The sequence below is a fragment of the Microvirga sp. VF16 genome (genome assembly GCF_016864375.1).
GTDB lineage: Bacteria > Pseudomonadota > Alphaproteobacteria > Rhizobiales > Beijerinckiaceae > Microvirga.
On the sequence record NZ_CP069354.1, the window covers coordinates 4,569,140 to 4,586,607 of the forward strand.

Annotated in this window: 12 protein-coding genes; 5 read left to right on the forward strand and 7 right to left on the reverse strand. The window is 64.4% G+C overall.

Going from position 1 to position 17,468, the window contains the following annotated elements; translation table 11 throughout:
* Nucleotides 1–22 precede the first annotated feature (22 nt).
* From JO965_RS21455 to JO965_RS21470, 4 genes are all read right to left on the reverse strand, one after another.
* Nucleotides 23–2,233, reverse strand: a complete 2,211-nt coding sequence (locus tag JO965_RS21455; RefSeq protein WP_203444299.1) for an FAD-dependent oxidoreductase — start codon at nucleotides 2,231–2,233, stop codon at nucleotides 23–25.
* 122 nt (nucleotides 2,234–2,355) lie between these two features.
* Nucleotides 2,356–3,564, reverse strand: a complete 1,209-nt coding sequence (locus JO965_RS21460) for an acetyl-CoA C-acetyltransferase (RefSeq protein WP_203441014.1) — start codon at nucleotides 3,562–3,564, stop codon at nucleotides 2,356–2,358.
* Nucleotides 3,565–3,681: 117 nt separating this feature from the next.
* On the reverse strand, nucleotides 3,682–5,475 hold the full coding sequence (locus JO965_RS21465; protein ID WP_203441015.1) for an acyl-CoA dehydrogenase C-terminal domain-containing protein: 1,794 nt from the start codon (nucleotides 5,473–5,475) through the stop codon (nucleotides 3,682–3,684).
* A 288-nt stretch (nucleotides 5,476–5,763) separates the two neighbouring features.
* A complete protein-coding gene (locus JO965_RS21470) occupies nucleotides 5,764–6,174 on the reverse strand; it encodes a MerR family DNA-binding transcriptional regulator (RefSeq protein ID WP_203441016.1) in 411 nt (136 codons plus the stop codon).
* A 364-nt stretch (nucleotides 6,175–6,538) separates the two neighbouring features.
* On the opposite strand from JO965_RS21470, the gene JO965_RS21475 reads away from it, so the two are divergent.
* The 3 genes from JO965_RS21475 to JO965_RS21485 all read left to right on the forward strand — a co-directional run bounded on the left by JO965_RS21475 (nucleotide 6,539) and on the right by JO965_RS21485 (nucleotide 11,512).
* A complete protein-coding gene (locus JO965_RS21475) occupies nucleotides 6,539–9,721 on the forward strand; it encodes an SEL1-like repeat protein (protein ID WP_203441017.1) in 3,183 nt (1,060 codons plus the stop codon).
* Nucleotides 9,722–9,824: 103 nt separating this feature from the next.
* Nucleotides 9,825–10,754: a sulfite exporter TauE/SafE family protein gene (locus JO965_RS21480; protein WP_203441018.1), complete on the forward strand. Its 930-nt coding sequence runs from the start codon at nucleotides 9,825–9,827 to the stop codon at nucleotides 10,752–10,754.
* Nucleotides 10,751–11,512 (forward strand): TIGR02186 family protein, encoded by a 762-nt coding sequence (locus tag JO965_RS21485; protein ID WP_203441019.1) that lies wholly within the window; start codon nucleotides 10,751–10,753, stop codon nucleotides 11,510–11,512. The genes JO965_RS21480 and JO965_RS21485 overlap by 4 nt, the downstream gene beginning before the upstream one ends.
* 176 nt (nucleotides 11,513–11,688) lie before the next feature.
* Here the strand turns inward: JO965_RS21485 and pdeM are convergent, their stop codons facing one another.
* Entirely contained in the window at nucleotides 11,689–12,390 is a 702-nt protein-coding gene (gene pdeM, locus JO965_RS21490) for a ligase-associated DNA damage response endonuclease PdeM (protein WP_203441020.1), read from the reverse strand.
* A complete protein-coding gene (locus JO965_RS21495; protein WP_203441021.1) occupies nucleotides 12,387–15,008 on the reverse strand; it encodes a ligase-associated DNA damage response DEXH box helicase in 2,622 nt (873 codons plus the stop codon). The genes pdeM and JO965_RS21495 overlap by 4 nt, the downstream gene beginning before the upstream one ends.
* A 94-nt stretch (nucleotides 15,009–15,102) precedes the next feature.
* Between JO965_RS21495 and JO965_RS21500 the strand changes: the two genes are divergently transcribed.
* Both JO965_RS21500 and JO965_RS21505 read left to right on the forward strand, forming a co-directional pair.
* The gene (locus tag JO965_RS21500; RefSeq protein WP_203441022.1) at nucleotides 15,103–15,585 is read left to right on the forward strand and encodes a GNAT family N-acetyltransferase; all 483 of its coding nucleotides are present in this window, start codon (nucleotides 15,103–15,105) and stop codon (nucleotides 15,583–15,585) included.
* 87 nt (nucleotides 15,586–15,672) lie between these two features.
* Nucleotides 15,673–16,494, forward strand: a complete 822-nt coding sequence (locus tag JO965_RS21505) for an SDR family oxidoreductase (RefSeq protein WP_203444300.1) — start codon at nucleotides 15,673–15,675, stop codon at nucleotides 16,492–16,494.
* Here the strand turns inward: JO965_RS21505 and JO965_RS21510 are convergent, their stop codons facing one another.
* A complete protein-coding gene (locus JO965_RS21510; protein WP_203441023.1) occupies nucleotides 16,495–17,424 on the reverse strand; it encodes a class I SAM-dependent methyltransferase in 930 nt (309 codons plus the stop codon).
* Between the last annotated feature and the right edge of the window lie 44 nt (nucleotides 17,425–17,468).

Consider the following 17,468-nt stretch of genomic DNA (forward strand, 5'->3'; position numbering starts at 1 on the left):
CGTCCGGGATGACAACGTTGGCTCACGCCGCCTTCTTCGTCCCAGCGGCGCGGCCGTAGAAGGTGTCGCCGCTCGAAGCCATGTCGAGAAGGATCTTCGGCGGCGCGAAGCGGTCGCCGTGCTTGGCCTGCAGGTTCTTGCACAGCTCCACAAAAACCTTCGCGCCCATGAAGTCGATGTAGGAGAGCGCGCCGCCCGTATAGGGCGCGAAACCGAAGCCGAGGATGGAGCCGACATCCGCCTCGCGCGGATCGGTGATCACGCCCTCCTCGAAAGTGCGCGCCGCCTCCAGAGCCTGCGTGACGAGCAGGCGCTGCTTCAACTCCTGCATGTCGACGAACTCGGGCTCCACATGCTTCGTCTGAAGATCCTTCAAGCCCAGCCAGAGATGCTTCTGGCCACCTTCCGGATAATCGTAGAACCCTTTGCGGTTCTTGCGACCGAGGCGCCCTTCCTTCTCCACCAGCGTCGTGAGCAGTTCTTCCTGCTGCGGAATGATGGCGGTCTCACCCAGCTGCGCCTTCGTGGCGCGCAGGATCTTGAGGCCGAGATCGACGCCGACCTCGTCGTTGAGCGACAACGGACCGACCGGCATGCCCGCCTGCCGGCCCGCCTGCTCGATCATCGCCGCCGGCAGGCCCTCGGTGAACATGAGATGACCTTCGAGGATATAGGCGAGCACGCACCGATTGGCGAAGAAGCCGCGTGAATCGTTGACGACGATCGGCGTCTTCTTGATCAGGCGCACATAATCGAGCGCGGCGGCGAGCGCCTTGTCGCCGGTTTCTTTGCCCATGATGACCTCGACCAGCATCATCTTCTCGACCGGCGAGAAGAAATGGATGCCGATGAACTGACCAGCATTCTTCGATTGCTGGGCGAGCCCCGAGATCGGCAGGGTCGATGTGTTGGAGGCAAAGATGCAATCCGGGCGGATCGCCGCCTCCACCTTCTGGATCACTTCGGCCTTCACCTTGGGATCCTCGAACACGGCCTCGATGACGAGATCGCAATCCTTCAGGTCGCCGTAATCGGCAGAAGGCGTGATACGCGCGAGCAGCGCATCGCGGTCCGCCGTCTTGGCGCGTCCCTTCATGATCTGGTCGGACATGAGCTTGTGCGAATGCGCCTTGCCCTTCTCGGCCGATTCCATGTCGCGGTCGATGAGCACGACCTCAAGGCCCGCATTGGCCGTCACGTAGGCGACGCTCGCCCCCATGAAGCCCGCGCCGACGACGCCGACCTTTTTCAGGTTCGTCGGCGGTACGTCCTTCGGACGGCGAGCGCCCTTATTCAAATCCTGCATGGAGATGAAGAGCGTGCGGATCATGGCCGCCGCTTCCTTCGAGCGCAGGATCTTGGCGAACCAGCGCGACTCCACCTTCAAGGCGAGATCCATCGGCAGCTGCAGACCCTGATAGACGGATTCGAGGATCGCGCGGATCGCCGGGTAATTGTCCTGCGTCTCGCGACGGTAGATCGCGTTGGCCGGTGGCCAGATCTGCATGCCCGCGGCGGAATAGACCTTATTGGAAGGCAGCTTGTAGCCCTTCTGGTCCCAGGGCGCGACGGCCGAACCGCCTTGCTTGATCCAGTCCTTCGCCGTCTGCACGATCTGGTCGCGCGGCGCGACCGCATGGGCAAGACCCATGTTGCGCGCCATCAGCGGGCGGATCTGTTCGCCCTTGAACAGCATCTGCAGGGCATCGCCCGTCTGCATCAGGCGCGCCACGCGCTGCGTGCCGCCCGCGCCGGGGAAGAGCCCGACCTTCACCTCCGGCAGGCCGACGCGGGTGGAATCCACGTCCGAGAGCACGCGGAAATGACAGGCGAGCGCGAGTTCAAAAGCGCCGCCGAGGCATACGCCATGGATGGCTGCGGCAAACGGCTTGCCGCTGGTCTCGAGACGGCGATAGAGCAGCGAGAGCTTGCGCGATTCCTCGAAGAAGAACTGCATCGCAGCCTCTTCGCCCTTCTCCTTCGCAAGACGCCCGTATTCGGCGCCGAGCCCCTGGAGCATGGTGAGATCGGCGCCGCCCGAAAAAGCCTCCTTGCCGGAGGTGATGACGCAGCCCTTGATGGCCTCGTCGCCGGCGACCTTTTCGATGATCTGTTCCAACTCGCCCATCACCTCGGGGGTGATCACGTTCATAGAACGGCCGGGCATGTCCCAGGTCGCGAGCGCGATTCCGTCGGCGTCAACCTCGAAGCGGAAATTGGTGAAGTTCGTCATCATGTCCTCCCGGGAGGGTTCCCGTCATCCCGGCCGGAGCGAAGCGAAGAGCCGGGATCGTTATCCGATTTCTGGTCTTACGATCCCGGGTTCCGCTCCGCGGCCCCGGGATGACAGTGAAATTAAACCCGCTCGATGATCGCGGCCGTGCCCATGCCGGCGGCGACGCACAGGGTGATCAGGGCCGTCTGCTTGTTGGTGCGCTCCAGCTCGTCGAGCACGGTGCCGAGGATCATGGCACCTGTCGCGCCGAGCGGATGGCCCATGGCGATGGCACCGCCATTCACGTTGACCTTCGCCGGGTCGAGATCGAGCGCCTGCATGTAGCGCAGCACCACCGACGAGAAGGCCTCGTTGATCTCGAAGAGATCGATGTCATCCTTCGTCATGCCGGCCTTGCGCAAGGCAAGCTCCGACACATCGATGGGGCCGGTGAGCATGAGTGCGAGATCGGAGCCGATGGAGGCAAAGCCCTTGATGCGCGCGCGAGGTGTCAGGCCGGCCTTCGCGCCGCCCTCCTTGTTGCCGACGAGCACGGCGGCGGCACCGTCGACGATGCCGGACGAGTTGCCGGCATGGTGCACATGATTGACGAATTCCACATCAGGGTGCGCGGCGGTGGCCACGGCATCGAAGCCGCCCATCTCGCCCATCTGCACAAAGGCGGCCTTGAGCTGGCCGAGGGACTGCATGTCGGTCTGCGGCCGCATGTGCTCGTCTTTCGCCAGGATCGTGAGGCCATTCACATCCTTCACCGGCACGACGGATTTGGCAAAGCGCCCATCGTCCCATGCTTTTGCTGCGCGCTTCTGCGACTCGACCGCATAGGCGTCGACATCGTCGCGTGAGAAGCCGTATTTCGTCGCGATCAGATCCGCCGAGATGCCCTGCGGCAGGAAATAGGTGGGAATGGCGAGACCGGGATCGACCGGCCAGGCGCCGCCGGAAGCGCCCATGCCGATGCGGCTCATGGATTCGACACCGCCGCCGATGGCGATGTCCTTCATGCCCGACATCACCTGCGCGGCCGCGAGATTCACGGCGTCCAAGCCCGAGGCGCAGAAGCGGTTGATCTGCACGCCGGGAACTTCCTTGCCGAAGCCGGCCTTCAGTGCCGCCGCGCGCGCAATGTCGCCGCCAGCCTCGCCGATGGGATCGACACAGCCGAGCACCACGTCCTCGACCAGCATCGGATCGAGATCGTTGCGCTTGCGGATCGCATCGAGCGCCGTCACGGCGAGATCGACCGCCGGCACCTCGTGCAGCGAACCGTCCGGCTTGCCGCGTCCGCGCGGGGTGCGAACGGCATCGTAGATATAGGCTTCAGCCATGGAGGCCTCCCGGTCATGCTGTCATCCCGGACGCGAAAGCGATCCGGGATCGTTATCAGAATAGAGTGCTTTACTCGTCGTGCGATCCCGGCCCTTCGGCCGGGATGCCGCGTGTTGTCAGAATGCTTCCGCCGGCAGTGCCATGGTCGTGTCCGCGCCGGTGGTGATGCGGGCAAGGCGCGTGGCTGTCTCGGGCATAAGGCGCTCCATGAAGAAGCGACCGGTCAGGAGCTTGGCGTCCATCCTGTCCGCAACGCCGTTTCCTTCAGCCTTCTTCGCCTGCGCAGCCTTCGCCATCTTGGCCCACATGTAGCCCATCACCACGAGGCCGAAGAGATGCATGTAGTCGGTGGCGCCGGCGCCTGCGTTGTCGGGCTTCGCCATCGCGTTCTGCATGAACCACATGGTCGCCTGCTGCAGGTGGCCGAGGCCCTGCTGCAGCGGCGCGATGTAGACCTTCAGATTCTCGTCGCCTGCGTTTTCCTGGCAGAAGGCGCCGACCTCGTTGAAGAAGGTCATGACGGCGCGCCCGCCATCCTTGCCGAGCTTGCGGCCGACGAGATCCATGGCCTGGATGCCGTTGGCGCCCTCGTAGATCATGGCGATGCGGGCATCGCGCACGAACTGCGACATGCCCGATTCCTCGATATAGCCATGGCCGCCGAACATCTGCTGCGCCTTGACGGCATTGTCGAAGCCGAGATCGGTGAGCACGCCTTTCACCACCGGCGTCATCAGGCCCATGTAATCATCGGCAACCTGACGCTGCGCCTCGTCGGACGAGCGATGCGCGACGTCGCTGTTGAGACCCGACCAGACGATGAGCGCACGGCCCGCCTCGTTGACGGCCTTGATGGAGAGCAGCGTGCGGCGCACGTCCGGATGCACGATGATCGGATCGGCCGGCTTGTCGGGAAACTTCGCTCCGGTGAGCGCACGGCCCTGCAGGCGATCTTTGGCGTAGGCCACAGCGTTCTGATACGCGACCTCGGATTGCGACAGACCCTGAACACCGACGGCGAGGCGCGCCTCGTTCATCATCACGAACATGGCGTTGAGCCCGCGATTGGCCTCGCCGATGAGCCAGCCCTTGGCACCGTCGTAGTTCATCACGCAGGTGGCGTTGCCGTGAATACCCATCTTGTGCTCGAGCGAGCCGCAGGAGACGCCGTTGCGCTCGCCGAGCGAGCCGTCCTCCTTCACGAGGAATTTCGGCACCACGAAGAGCGAAATTCCCTTCGTGCCGGCGGGTGCGCCCTCGATGCGGGCAAGCACCAGATGGACGATGTTGTCCACCATGTCGTGCTCGCCGGCGGAGATGAAGATCTTGGTGCCGGAGATGGAGTATGACCCGTCGCCGTTCGGCACTGCCTTGGTCTTGAGGAGACCCAGATCCGTGCCGCAATGAGGCTCGGTGAGGTTCATGGTGCCGGTCCAGGCGCCTTCGATCATCTTCGGCAGATAGGTTTTCTTCTGCTCCTCGGTGCCGTGCACCAGGAGTGCCGCGATGGCACCTTGTGTCAGGCCCGGATACATGCCGAGCGCGAGATTCGCCGCGGAGATGAATTCCTGCATGACCGTGTTCAGGACCGAAGGCAACCCCTGGCCGCCGAACTCCTCCGGCGCGGCAAGGCCCATCCAGCCGCCGGCGGCATAAGCCTCGTAGGCTTGCCTGAAGCCCTTCGGCGTCGTTACCGAGCCGTCCGCGTTGCGGGTGCAGCCCTCCTGGTCGCCTGAAAGGTTCAGCGGTGCGAACACCTCCTCGCAGAGCTTGGCACCCTCGGCGAGGATCGCCTCCACCGTATCGGGCGTCGCATCGGCAAACCCAGGCAGATTGTTGTGACGCTCAATCGGGAACACGTCGTTCAGGAGGAACATGACGTCTTCGACGGGGGCCTTGTAGACCGGCATTCGGACTCTCCCAGATCGGATACCGGCATCAAAACTTCCCCAAGGGAAGAACGCCGGCCAAGTAGATAGTTCACATATAAACTATCTCGCCGTTTTGGAAAGAGGTAGGGCGGGAAATCTTTGGTGGAACCAAGGGCAGCCGATTTCCGGCCAAGCCGCGCTCATATCCCTCGGAGACTTAACCTTTGAGGGCCTGCACCAGCAAACGGCAACGCCCACCCGGCAGCAGGCAAATCGCCTGCCAGCGGATGGGCGCTGTGGAATCCGGAGTTTTTGAGGAAACGCCGCTCAGGCAGCGGCCGCGAGGCCGGCACGCCGAGACTGAAGCTCGGCCAGAGCCTCCTCGATCTCGACCTTCTGCTGCTCGAGATGACGGATCTGGTCCTCGATCTGGTCGAGCGAGAGCTTGAGGTTCATGGCCGCCCCATTGCCCGAGCGCTCCTCGGCCACCATGGCGCGGATCTCGGTCAGTGTGAAACCGAGCTGCTTACCCTTGAGGATGACGGAGAGACGCTCGCGGTCGCGGACATCGTAGATGCGCGCCGTCCCATCCCGACGCGGGGCGAGAAGGCCCCGGTCCTCATAGAAGCGTAGGGTGCGGAGGGTCACTCCGAACTCGCGTGCGAGATCGCCTATCGTGTAAAATTTCGCGCCCTCTCCGGTGTCACCGGCATGGGTGGCGCCTGCAAGCTGATCCATGGACTGCCCCATCATTTTCTCTTTTGGGTTCAGCGCCCTGAGCACTTCCCCTTCGGTAACGAAATAATAGAACATAAATTTCTTAACTTGCAAGAGTGTTGCATAGGCTCCATGCCCCAGAGACGGAGGAATGTGCCGCTTCGCACATAACTAAGGGGAAGATGCCCAATTTCCGGGCACTGCTTGCCTCTAAATCCCCTCTGTTTAACGGGTTTTTTACTACGCCGGACAAAAGTTGCGGGTCGGATGAAGGGACTGGGAGCGTCGTGATTCGCCTCTTTCAGGCCTCACACCCGTCAGGCGGGCATCGGCACGGGGCCGTGTCAGCCTTCATGAGTTCACGCGTATCCCCGCGAGCCCCATCATGAGACGACACGTCTTCTCGAGACCTGACGACCTGGACCTCGACGCCCGCGAGCTGATTACCGCGGCGGCTCGCCGGGCCGGCATGAGCCTTGAGGAATGGGTCGCGACCGTGCTCGACGAGATACAGGAGAGACCCACGCCCCCGCGCCGGAAGGCCGGCAGCGACCTCGACAGCCTGATCGCCCGGATGTCGTCCGCGCCCCGTCCGCAACAGAGGCGGGATTACGACGCCCTCATGGCCGCCATAGCGGCCGAGAGCGAACGCCAAGCGCAGGACCAGTCCTCCCGCACAGCGGTTGCGCTCGAATCCATGGCGAGCTGGATCGAGCAGGCCGAAATCCGATTGAACGACGCGGCGCGCGGCTCGGCGGACCAGCAGGACCGGATCGCCGTGGTGCTGTCCCAGGCCCTGTCATCCCTGAAGGAACGCCTCGACACGGTGGAGCGCCAAGTCGCCTCGGAACGGGCCGCTCCGCCGCGCATCGAATTTCCGATGGAGGAGGCGCTCAAGGCGCTCGCCCCCGTTTCCGAAACGCTCGTCGGTCTGCGGGCCGACATGTCGCGTCTCGCCACCCATCTGGAACAGCCGGCTCCAGGGCTTGCACCGGCCGTGGAGACGATCCGCACCGAGATCGAGGGCCTCCGCTCCGGCATCGAAGGCCTGGCAACCCGAGAGGAGATCGCAGCCCTCGATGCCGCTCTCGGCTCGATCGCCAAGGATCTCGAACAGGGACCGACGACCAAGGATCTGCGCACCCTCGCAGGCTCCATCACCGTTCTCTACGAACAGATTCAATCTCTCTCGGGAGAGGTGGGCGAAGACCTGTACCGGCGGATTGGCCATGAGATCGATCTCATCAAGCATAAGATCGACGCGGTGGCCAAGACCGGAATCGACCGCTCCGTCGTCGATTTCCTCAGCAGCCAGATCGTCGACATGCGCCAGGATCTGGCACACCGGGCCGAGCCGCAGCAGATCGCCCGGCTCTCCGACGACATCGAGATCCTCGGCCGCCAGGTCTCGGAGCTTCGCCTGCATCAGGTGAGCAAGAGCGACTTCACTGCCTTGAAGACCTCCCTCGATGATGTCTGCTCGGCCCTCTACGTCTCCGCCACGGCGCAGGAGACGAGCAAGATTCCCGAGCAGCTGGAGACCTTAAGCCGACGCATCGAGCTCCTCGCCCGCCGCCCCGAACCGGCCCCGGCCGATCTCACCCCGGTCAGCGAACAGCTCGCGCTCCTGACCGAGCGTATGGCGAGCCTGTCGGAAAGCCGTTCTGAGGGCGGCGAGGCATTGACCGGCACCATCGAGCGCCTGTCCTCGCGGATCGAGGCCGTCGCAGAGCGGGAGGCGTCCTCCCATGAGCCCCTGATGCAGCGGTTCGACCGCATCGAGCAGGAGCTGCGCGAACTTGGCCGACAGTCCGACACCTCCAGCATGGCGCAGATGCTGCGCTCCATCGACGAGAAACTCGAACGCACGCCGCCTCAACCGGCAGGCTTCGATGCGCTCGAACGGCAGGTCATGGCCCTGACCAAGCATTTCGAGCAGATGCCCGGAGAAGCTCTGCATACGGCTCTCACCGAGGCGACCGGGCATCTCAAGAACCTTCGGGATGAGGCCGTCGGCATTGCCGAACACGCCGCCCGGACCGCGCTGAACGATATCCGTCCCTCCCTGCCGGGTTCGGGAGATCTCGACGCTCTCAAGCATGGCGTTGTCGAACTGAAGGCAATGCATAGCCGGTCCGACAAGAAAACGCAGGAAACCCTGCGGGCCGTTCATGATGCTCTGGAGTCGCTCACCGTCCGTCTGCCGAAGGAAAGCACGTCGTCCATCACCGGGACGAGCAACGCTGTTCCGCCGCTGCCGGCCGATCCGTTGCCCCCGGCGGACCGTCTCGAAGCGGCTGTGCGCAGACTTCATGCCGCCACCCTGTCGCAGATCGAAGAGGTCGCGCCCCTTGCTTCAGACACGGCCTCTCACGAAGCACCGAAGGTTCCGGTCGTTGAAACGACTCCGGAATCCGGCCTCGGCACCATGCGTGCCAGCTTCATCGCCGCAGCCAGAAGGGCGGCACAGAGTGCGGCACTGGACCCGGTGCCATCGGCATCCCCGACGCCTCTGATGGAGGCGGAATCTGCGGACGAAGCCGAGCTGCTGGAGGCTGAAGAGCCCATATCTCCCGCCTCGTCCCTGTTCGAGCGCCTGCGCCGGAGCCTCGACAGCCGGCGCCGCCCTCTCCTCCTCGGGCTCGCATTCCTGATCCTGACCGCCGGCACCTACCAGATCCTGTCCATCGCGCGGAACCCGCATGATCTGCCTCCGGCGCCGGCCAGCGCGCGACAGGAACCGGCGAAACCCGCGGAGGCGAAGCCCGGCGAAGAAGCCGGCAGCGGTTCTCTGACCGACGAGAAGAACATCTTCCAATCGTCCACCTTCGCTACCGGATCCATCGCGGCCGATCCGCTGGCGACCGGGCAATTTCTCGTCGATCCCGCGACCATCGACGGCATTCCGACGGATACCCCGGCATCGCTGCAGCACGCGGCTCTCTCCGGCGACGCGATGGTGCTCTACGAGATCGCATCCCGAGCCGCCGAGGGACACGGCATGACAAAGGACGTGAGCGCCGCAGCACGTCTGTTCGAGCGCGCCTCCCAGGCCGGTCTCCCTCCGGCCCAGGAACGGCTCGCCATGATGCGCGAAAAGGGAGACGGCGTTCCGCTCGATCTCAAGCAGGCCACGTTCTGGTACGAGCGTGCGGCTCTGGGCGGCAACATTCGCGCCATGCACAACCTCGCCACCCTCCTCGCCTCCGGCAAGAGCGGGAAGCCGGATTACGCCGCGGCCATGCGCTGGTTCGGCGAGGCCGCCGAAGCCGGCTTCCGCGACAGCCAGTTCAACATGGGCATCCTTCTCGCCCGTGGCATCGGAGCGAAGCCCGACCGGGCCAAGGCCTTCCAGTGGTTCTCCCTCGCGGCGACCCAGGGAGACGCGGAGGCTGCCCAGAAGCGCGACGACCTGGCCGGACGACTGGGCCCGGCCGAGCTGAAGGCCGCCAAGGCCGCCCTCGAACTCTGGCGCCCGAGGGCTGTCGACCCCATTGCCAACAAGCCGCCGATGACCGCTCAAGGCCGGACAGCCGCTCTGGATCGAACATCGGGCGACCGGAGTTGAAATCTCGCAGGCATTGTCATCTTCCGTTCAGAACATGACCGTTACACCGCCTGCATGATGCTGTAACAACAACGTGGCTGCACCGGCCATTGGGGGAACCGGGTTGCAAATCTATTTGCCGATCGCTGAGATGCCTGTGAGCGTTCTTCTCATTCTGGGGATGGGTGCGGCGGTAGGCTTCATATCCGGACTGTTCGGCATCGGCGGCGGCTTTCTCATGACCCCGCTCCTGATCTTCCTCGGCATTCCCCCGGCCGTCGCGGTGGCGACTCAGTCGGCCCAGATCGTCGCCTCCTCCACCACCAGCGTCCTCGGGGCGCTTCGCCGCAACGCCCTCGACCATAAGCTCGGCGCCATCTTGGTGGCCGGAGGTTTTGTCGGCTCGGCGCTCGGCGTCTGGTTCTTCGCGGCCGCGCGACGGGCCGGCCAGCTCGATCTCGTCATCGTCATCTCCTACGTGACGCTCTTCACCATCGTGGGCAGCCTGATGCTGAAGGAGAGCATCCGGGAATTCTGGAGCCGGCGGAAGGGCGGCGCAGTGCGCCTGCGGCGGCGGGCCGGCGAGCACGCGCCCTATCTCGGCTGGCCTCTGCGCATGCGCTTCTACCGCTCCAAGCTCTATGTCAGCATCATCCCGATCGTCGGGCTGTCGCTGTTCATCGGCTTTGCCGGCGCGCTGCTCGGCATCGGCGGCGGCTTCATCGTGGTGCCGACTTTGCTCTACATCTTCCGGGTGCCGACCAACGTGGTCGTGGGCACCTCGCAGTTCCAGATCGTCTGCACCACCCTCGTGGCCCTCATTCTGCATGCGGTGACGAACCAGGCGGTCGATATGGTGCTGGCGATCCTGCTCATCGTCGGCGGTGTGTTCGGCGCTCAGTTCGGCGCGCGGATGGGGCGCCACCTGCGGGCCGAGCTGTTCCGTTTCCTGCTCGCGATCCTGCTGCTGGCGGTGGGCCTGCGCTTTGGGCTCGAACTCGTGCTGGAGCCGAAGGAACCCTTCTCCATCACGACGCAGGAGACGCGCACGTGAGGATCATCAGTGCCCTCCTGATCCTTCTCGGCATGATGGTGTCCGCGCGCGCGGAAACCCTGATCACCTCACTGTCGAACCACCGGGTCCTGATCAATTCGAACTATACCGGCACGCAGATCGCCGTGTTCGGCGCCATCGAGCGGGATGCGCAGACGATCGCCCGCGCCACGGGCTACGACATTGTCGTCACCGTTCGCGGCCCGCGCCAGTTTCTGACCGTGCGCGAGAGGGAGCGCCTCGGTCCGGTCTGGATCAATCAGTCTCAGCAGAAGTTTCCGGCGGCACCGGCCTATCTGAACGTTCTCAGCTCCCGGCCCATCGATGAGATCACGAGCGACCAGCTGCGCCGGCGCCAGAAGATCGGCCTGAACGCCATCATCAATTCTGCCGATTTCACGAGCCATCGCGACGGCGCGGACCAGCCTTTCCGGGATGCGCTTTATCGGCTCAAAGCCGAGGAAGGCCTCTACCTCCAGGACGAGCGCGGGGTGACCTTCCTGACGCCCGAGATCTTTCGCGCGAGCGTTGCCTTGCCGGCCACCGCCCCGCCAGGCAATTACGATGTGGATGTCACGCTCTTTGCCGACACCGTGATCCTGGCCCGCACGCAAACTCATTTCGAATTGGTCAAGACCGGCTTCGAGGAGCAGATCGGCGTCATCGCCCGCGACTGGTCCCTGGCTTACGGCCTCGCAACGGCCGTGATCGCCCTCTTCTCCGGATGGCTCGCCAACACGATCTTCCGGCGGGATTAGGCGAGACGCGCTTTCAGTCGACTGTCATTCCGGGGCCGCGCAGCGGAGCCCGGAATCCATAAACACGAGGTCTCAGGGAAGGGTGAGCAGAGTCAGATCTAATTCTGCAAACTCAGCAGTTATGGATTCCGGGCTCGCCTTTGGCGCCCCGGAATGACAGTGGCAGGGTCTGAGCCTCAATCCCTACAAAGCATCGCCCGGGCGATGGCGAAGATGCGCTCGGTGCCGATGAGATGCGCCGTGAAGCCCTTTGGGAAGAGCGGCTTGAAGGCGGCATCGCAGGCGTTGAGCCCGCCGGCATAAGCGCCGAGCGCTGGCATGACGCAGCGCTTGCCATCGGTGAGGAAGCAGCGCCGCCGCGTGGCGCGTCCACGCATCACCACCTTGCCGACCGGATGCAGGTGACCCGCGATCTCGGCCTGCTCTCCCGCCATGGGCTCATGGCGCAGGGTGAGCGATCCGAGCGCCATCTCCTCGATCACCTGACCGCCGATACTCTCCGGCAGGATACGGTCGTGGTTGCCCGTGACCCAGATCCACTCGCGCCCCTTCTGCACATCGGTCAGAGTGGTGCGCTCCTCAGTCCCGAGCCGATCCGGCCCGCCGATATCGTGAAAGCTGTCGCCGAGCGCGATGACGGTCTTCGGGTTGAAGCGGAACACCGCATCGGAAAGGGCGATCAGGGTCTCGCGGGTATCGTAGGGCGGCAGCATCATGCCACGCCGGGCGAAGGACGATCCCTTCTCGAAATGGAGATCGGCCACAAGCAATGTGTCGTGCGCGGGCAGATACATCGCACCCGTCAGGTCGAGAAGCGCCAGCTGCCCGGAAAGCTCGATCTCGTGTGTTGTCTGTTTGTTCTTAACCAAAGCCGTCACGCCAAAGCCTCGTCGAGAAGAGCCGCTTCCGCCTCGGCCAGAATCTCGTCCGCGTTGTCGCTATAGACGCGCTCGCGGCCGATCTCCAGCATGACGGACACGCTTAAGGGAGATACCCGGTCGAGCGGCTTGTGGATGATTCGCCCCCGGATGCGCTCTAGCATCACGCCGAGGCGCCTCACGTCGAGGAGTCCCGTTGCCGCATCCGCCCGGGCGGCCCGCAGGAGCACGTGGTCGGGCTCGTGCTTGCGCAGCACGTCATAGACGAGATCGGTGGAGATCGTGACCTGCCGGCCGGTCTTCTTCTCTCCCGGGAAGCGACGCTCGATGAGCCCGGCGATCACGGCGCATTGGCGGAAGGTGCGCTTCATCAGCGCTGATTCCGCGAGCCAATCCTCGAGATCGTCGCCGAGCATGTCCTCGGAGAAAAGGTCGTCCAGGAAGGTTGGATCGCGTGCAGCCCGCGCCGCTATATCGCCCGTGCCATAGACGGCGATGCCGTAATCATTGGCGACAAATCCGAGAGGCTTCAGCTTCGCCCGCTCCAGGCGGCGGGTCAGCAGCATGCCGAGGGTCTGATGCGCGAGCCTGCCCTCGAAGGGAAAGCAGGTCATGTAAAAGCGGTTGCCGCGCGGAAAGGTTTCGACGAGCAAGTCACGCGGCCCCGGCAGAATCGAGCGGCGGCGCTGCTGCAGCAGCCATTCCGTCATCTGTTGCGGCAGGCGGTCCCATTCGAAGGGATCGGCGAGGATTGCGCGCACCCGCGCGGCAAGGAAGGTGGAAAGCGGAAACTTGCCGCCCTCGTAGGACGGGATCATCGGATCGGTGCCGGAGCCTGCGCGCGTGACCAGCACCTCGTCCTCGGAAATGCCTTCGAAGCGCAGCACCTCGCCGGCAAACAGAAACGTGTCGCCGGGCGTCAGTGTCTCGGCGAAATATTCCTCGATCTCACCAAGGATGCGTCCGCGCGGCAGCACGGTGCCGGGCCGCGAGCGCGCCGTCTTGCCGAGCCGCACCTTGATCATGGTGGATTCGACGATGGTGCCGACATTGAGCCGGTACTGCTGTGCGATCCTCGCATCGCGCACGCGCCACAGATCGTCCTTGCCCTTCACGATCTTGGCAAAGCGTTCGTAGGCCCGAAGCGCATAGCCACCGGTGGCGACGAAGGCGACGCAGGCCTCGAAATCCTCGTAAGGAAGGTCGGCATAGGGTGCTGCAGAGCGCACCTCTTCATACAATTCATCGAGCTTGAACGGCTCGGCGCAGGCCATGCCGAGGATGTGCTGGCAGAGCACGTCGAGTGCGCCGATGCGCGCATCCGGCGTATCCTGCGCCGCCTCGTGCACCGCATCCAGTGCCGCGCGGCACTCAAGAATTTCGAAGCGGTTCGCCGGAACGAGATAGGCCTCCGACGGTTCGTCCATGCGATGGTTCGAGCGGCCGATGCGCTGCATGATGCGCGACGCGCCTTTTGGTGCACCCACATTCACCACGAGATCCACATCGCCCCAGTCGATGCCGAGATCGAGCGTCGCGGTGCACACCACCGCCTTCAGTTTTCCCGCCGCCATGGCCTCTTCGACGCGGCGGCGCTGCGATACGTCGAGCGAGCCGTGATGGAGCGCGATGGCGAGGTTGTCGTCGTTGAGCTTCCAGAGTTCCTGAAACGTGTATTCCGCCTGCAGCCGCGTGTTGACGAAAACAAGCGTGGTCTTGTGCGTGCGAATGAGATCGTAGATCGCCGGCATCGACAGAGAGGCCGTGTGGCCCGCCAGCGGCAGACGCTCGTCGATCTCCAGCATCTGGATATCGGGCTGCGCGCCGCCATGGACCACGACGAGATCGGCCATGGTTGTTTCCCCTCCCCCTTGCGGGGAAGGGTTAGGGGTGGGGGTGGTGCGGCCGGGTGGGACAGGCTCCGAGTCAGGCGCTGGCCTACCCTCTCCCCCACAAGGGGGGAGGGAATCTGCTGTCCGCCGCCCCACCAGATACCGTCTCAAATCATCCGGCTCGCGCACGGTCGCCGAGAGCCCTACCGCCGTCGCCTGCGGGGCGATGGACAGAAGCCTTGCCAATCCAAGCGACAGCAGATCACCGCGCTTCGAGGTGACGAGGGAATGCAGCTCGTCCAGCACCACGCGCCGCAGGTCCTTGAAGAACTCCCGCGCCTCCGCATGGGCGAGAAGCAGCGCCAGCTGCTCCGGCGTGGTGAGAAGAATGTCGGGCGGCCGCTCGATCTGCCGGGCGCGCTTGTGCGAGGGCGTGTCGCCGGTGCGCGTCTCGATGCGCACGGGAAGCGCCATCTCCTGCACCGGCGTCTCAAGATTGCGGGCGATATCGGTGGCAAGGGCTTTGAGCGGCGAGATGTAGAGGGTGTGAATCCCCCGCCCGTCCTTGGCTGTGCCCCGGCTCGGCCCCCTCTCCGCCAGTTCCACCAGGCTCGGCAGGAAGCCGGCAAGCGTCTTGCCTGCACCCGTCGGCGCCACGAGCAGCACCGAGCGACCCTGCCGCGCCTTGGCGAGGAGTTCGAGCTGGTGCTCCCGCGGCTCCCAGCCACGGCGCTTGAACCAGTCATGGAAGGCTTCGGGGAGAAGGGAGGCGGAGGCTTGCAACATGTATCCTCAACATAAGGGCCGCCGGTACTTTCGCCAGAGACTTCCTTGACGCCCGATACAGCATTACGTCTACTGGGGTGCCGGAGGGACAGCCATGGGCGACGGACTTCGCGCGGCCGGGCACAATGAACTGGAAGAGATCGGCAGGCTCTACCATGCGGTCTGGCAGGAGACCCAGGCTCCGCTGCAGCCACCGAGCGTGGCAGCCTTTCGCGACGAAACCTTCTTCATCGAGCGGGTGAGGAACTTTCCCGTCCAGCCATTGGCCGCCTATTCCGAAGACCGGCTTCTGGGCTTCGCCGCCTGGGCGGGAAACACGCTCGGCCAACTCTACATCGCTCCGGCCGGGCGAAAGCTTGGCCTCGGCCGTGCCCTGCTTCAGGCGAGCGAACATGCGATCTGGGCAAGCGGCTTCGACCGGGCTCGTCTCCTTTGCCTCGTCGGCAATCACGATGCCCGCGCCTTCTATGAACGCTGCGGCTGGCGCCATGCTGCTGACATCGTCGAAGCTGCGGAGACCTGGAGCGGGCCCGTTTCGGTCGCATGCTGGGAGATGGTGAAGGAGCTTAAGGTGTGAGTGCCGGGGCCTAAACCCCTTGCCATCTCCCTCAAGATCATTTCAGTTCGGCTTAACGCCAACAACGAGAATGAAAAGGCCAACGCCATGCCCGACGATTTCCAATTCCAGAATGCCATCGCGGTTGTCACCGGAGGCACGCAAGGATTAGGCGAGGCCATCGCCCGCACCTTCGCCGAGCGCGGTGCCAAGGGCCTCGTGATCTGCGGGCGCAACGCGGAACGCGGACATGCGGTGGCGCGCGAGATTTCCGAACAGGGCTGCCACACGGAATTCGTCCAGGCCGATCTCGAAAGCGTCGAGGAGGCGCGCCAGGTGACCGCGCGGGCGGACAACGTGTTCGGGCGCATCGACGCGCTGGTGAACGCCGCCGGTATCACCGATCGCGGCACGATCTTCGACACCAGCCCGGAGCTGTTCGACCGCATGTTCGCGGTCAACGTCCGCGCCCCGTTCTTCCTGATGCAGGAAGCCGCCAAGATCATGCGGCGCGAGAAGATTCAAGGCGCGATGGTCAACATCCTGTCCATGTCGGCCCATGGCGGCCAGCCCTTCATCACCGCCTATAGCGGTTCGAAAGGCGCGCTCGCGACGCTGACCAAAAACGCCGCCTTCAGCCTCATGCCCTGGCGTATCCGCGTGAACGCGCTCAACATCGGCTGGATGAACACGCCGGGCGAGGACCGGATCATGAAGACCTACCACGCGGCCCAGGACGGCTGGCTCGAAAACGCCGTAAAGAATCAGCCCTTCGGCCGCCTGTTGGAGCCGCGCGAAGTGGCCCGTGCCGTCGCGTTCCTGTGCAGTTCGGAATCCGGCATGATGACCGGCTCTGTGATCGATTTCGATCAATCGGTGGCGGGCTGCTACGAGAGCGCGCCGCACCCCTCGACGCCGTCTCAGTACTAATCAGCGCTGCAGCACCACGAGAAGCCCGGGAACCGGTACACCGCGATCCTCCCGGGTCGAGACGCGCTCGACGATCACCGTCGCAAAGCCGGTGTCGTCCGCGAGCCTGCGCAGATAGAGCTCACTATGGGCGTAACGCGCATCCTCGCCGAGGACGAAACCCTCGCCCTCGTGAGCCTGGACGGTAAAGGCGAAGAGTCCTTCGCGCTTCAATACCCGATGCGCCTCGCGGAAGGCCGCATCGAGCGCCGCCATGTAGACGAACACGTCGGCCGCCACCACGAGATCGGCCTCGCTCGTCCGGCGTCCGCTCAAGAACGCACCGAGTTCGCCTTCGTGAAGGGCATTGTAGAGCTTCGTTTTCTCCGCCTTCTCCAGCATGCGCGGGGAGAGGTCGACACCTTCGATGGTGTCACAGCATCCTGCGAGTTCCTGCGCCATCAGCCCGGTGCCGCAGCCGAGATCAAGCGTCAGCCCGAAGCGATAATCCCGGATCCGCTTGGAACAGGCGCGCCGCAGCGCATCGGCGATCAACTCCGGACCGCGATAGGCGAGGCTCTTGGTCAGATGCCGGTCGAATTTCGGCGCGTAATCGTCGAACAGCGCTCGCACATAGCCGTCGGTAATCGCCTCGTCGGGCGCGAGCGCACCGAGCTTCGCAAGATCGAGGCGCACGCCCAGCGCGTCCCCGGGCTCGAGCGCGAGGGCCTGACGGAGCGCGTTCACCGCCTCATCCCGCAACCCCAGTTCGGCCGCCGAGCGCCCCAGCATGGCCTGAGCAGGCGCGAAATCCGGAGCAAGCTCGATCACCTGCCGCGCCAGATCGGCGGCAGCCTCGAAATCGCCCTCGTCGAAGGCGGCGCGGGCATATTCATAGCGGCGATCGGCGCGAAAATCGCCGGTGGATCGAACGGTCGTGGTCGGAGACATGGCTGTGGCATGAGGGAGAGACGGAACAGTGTCAATGCGACTCG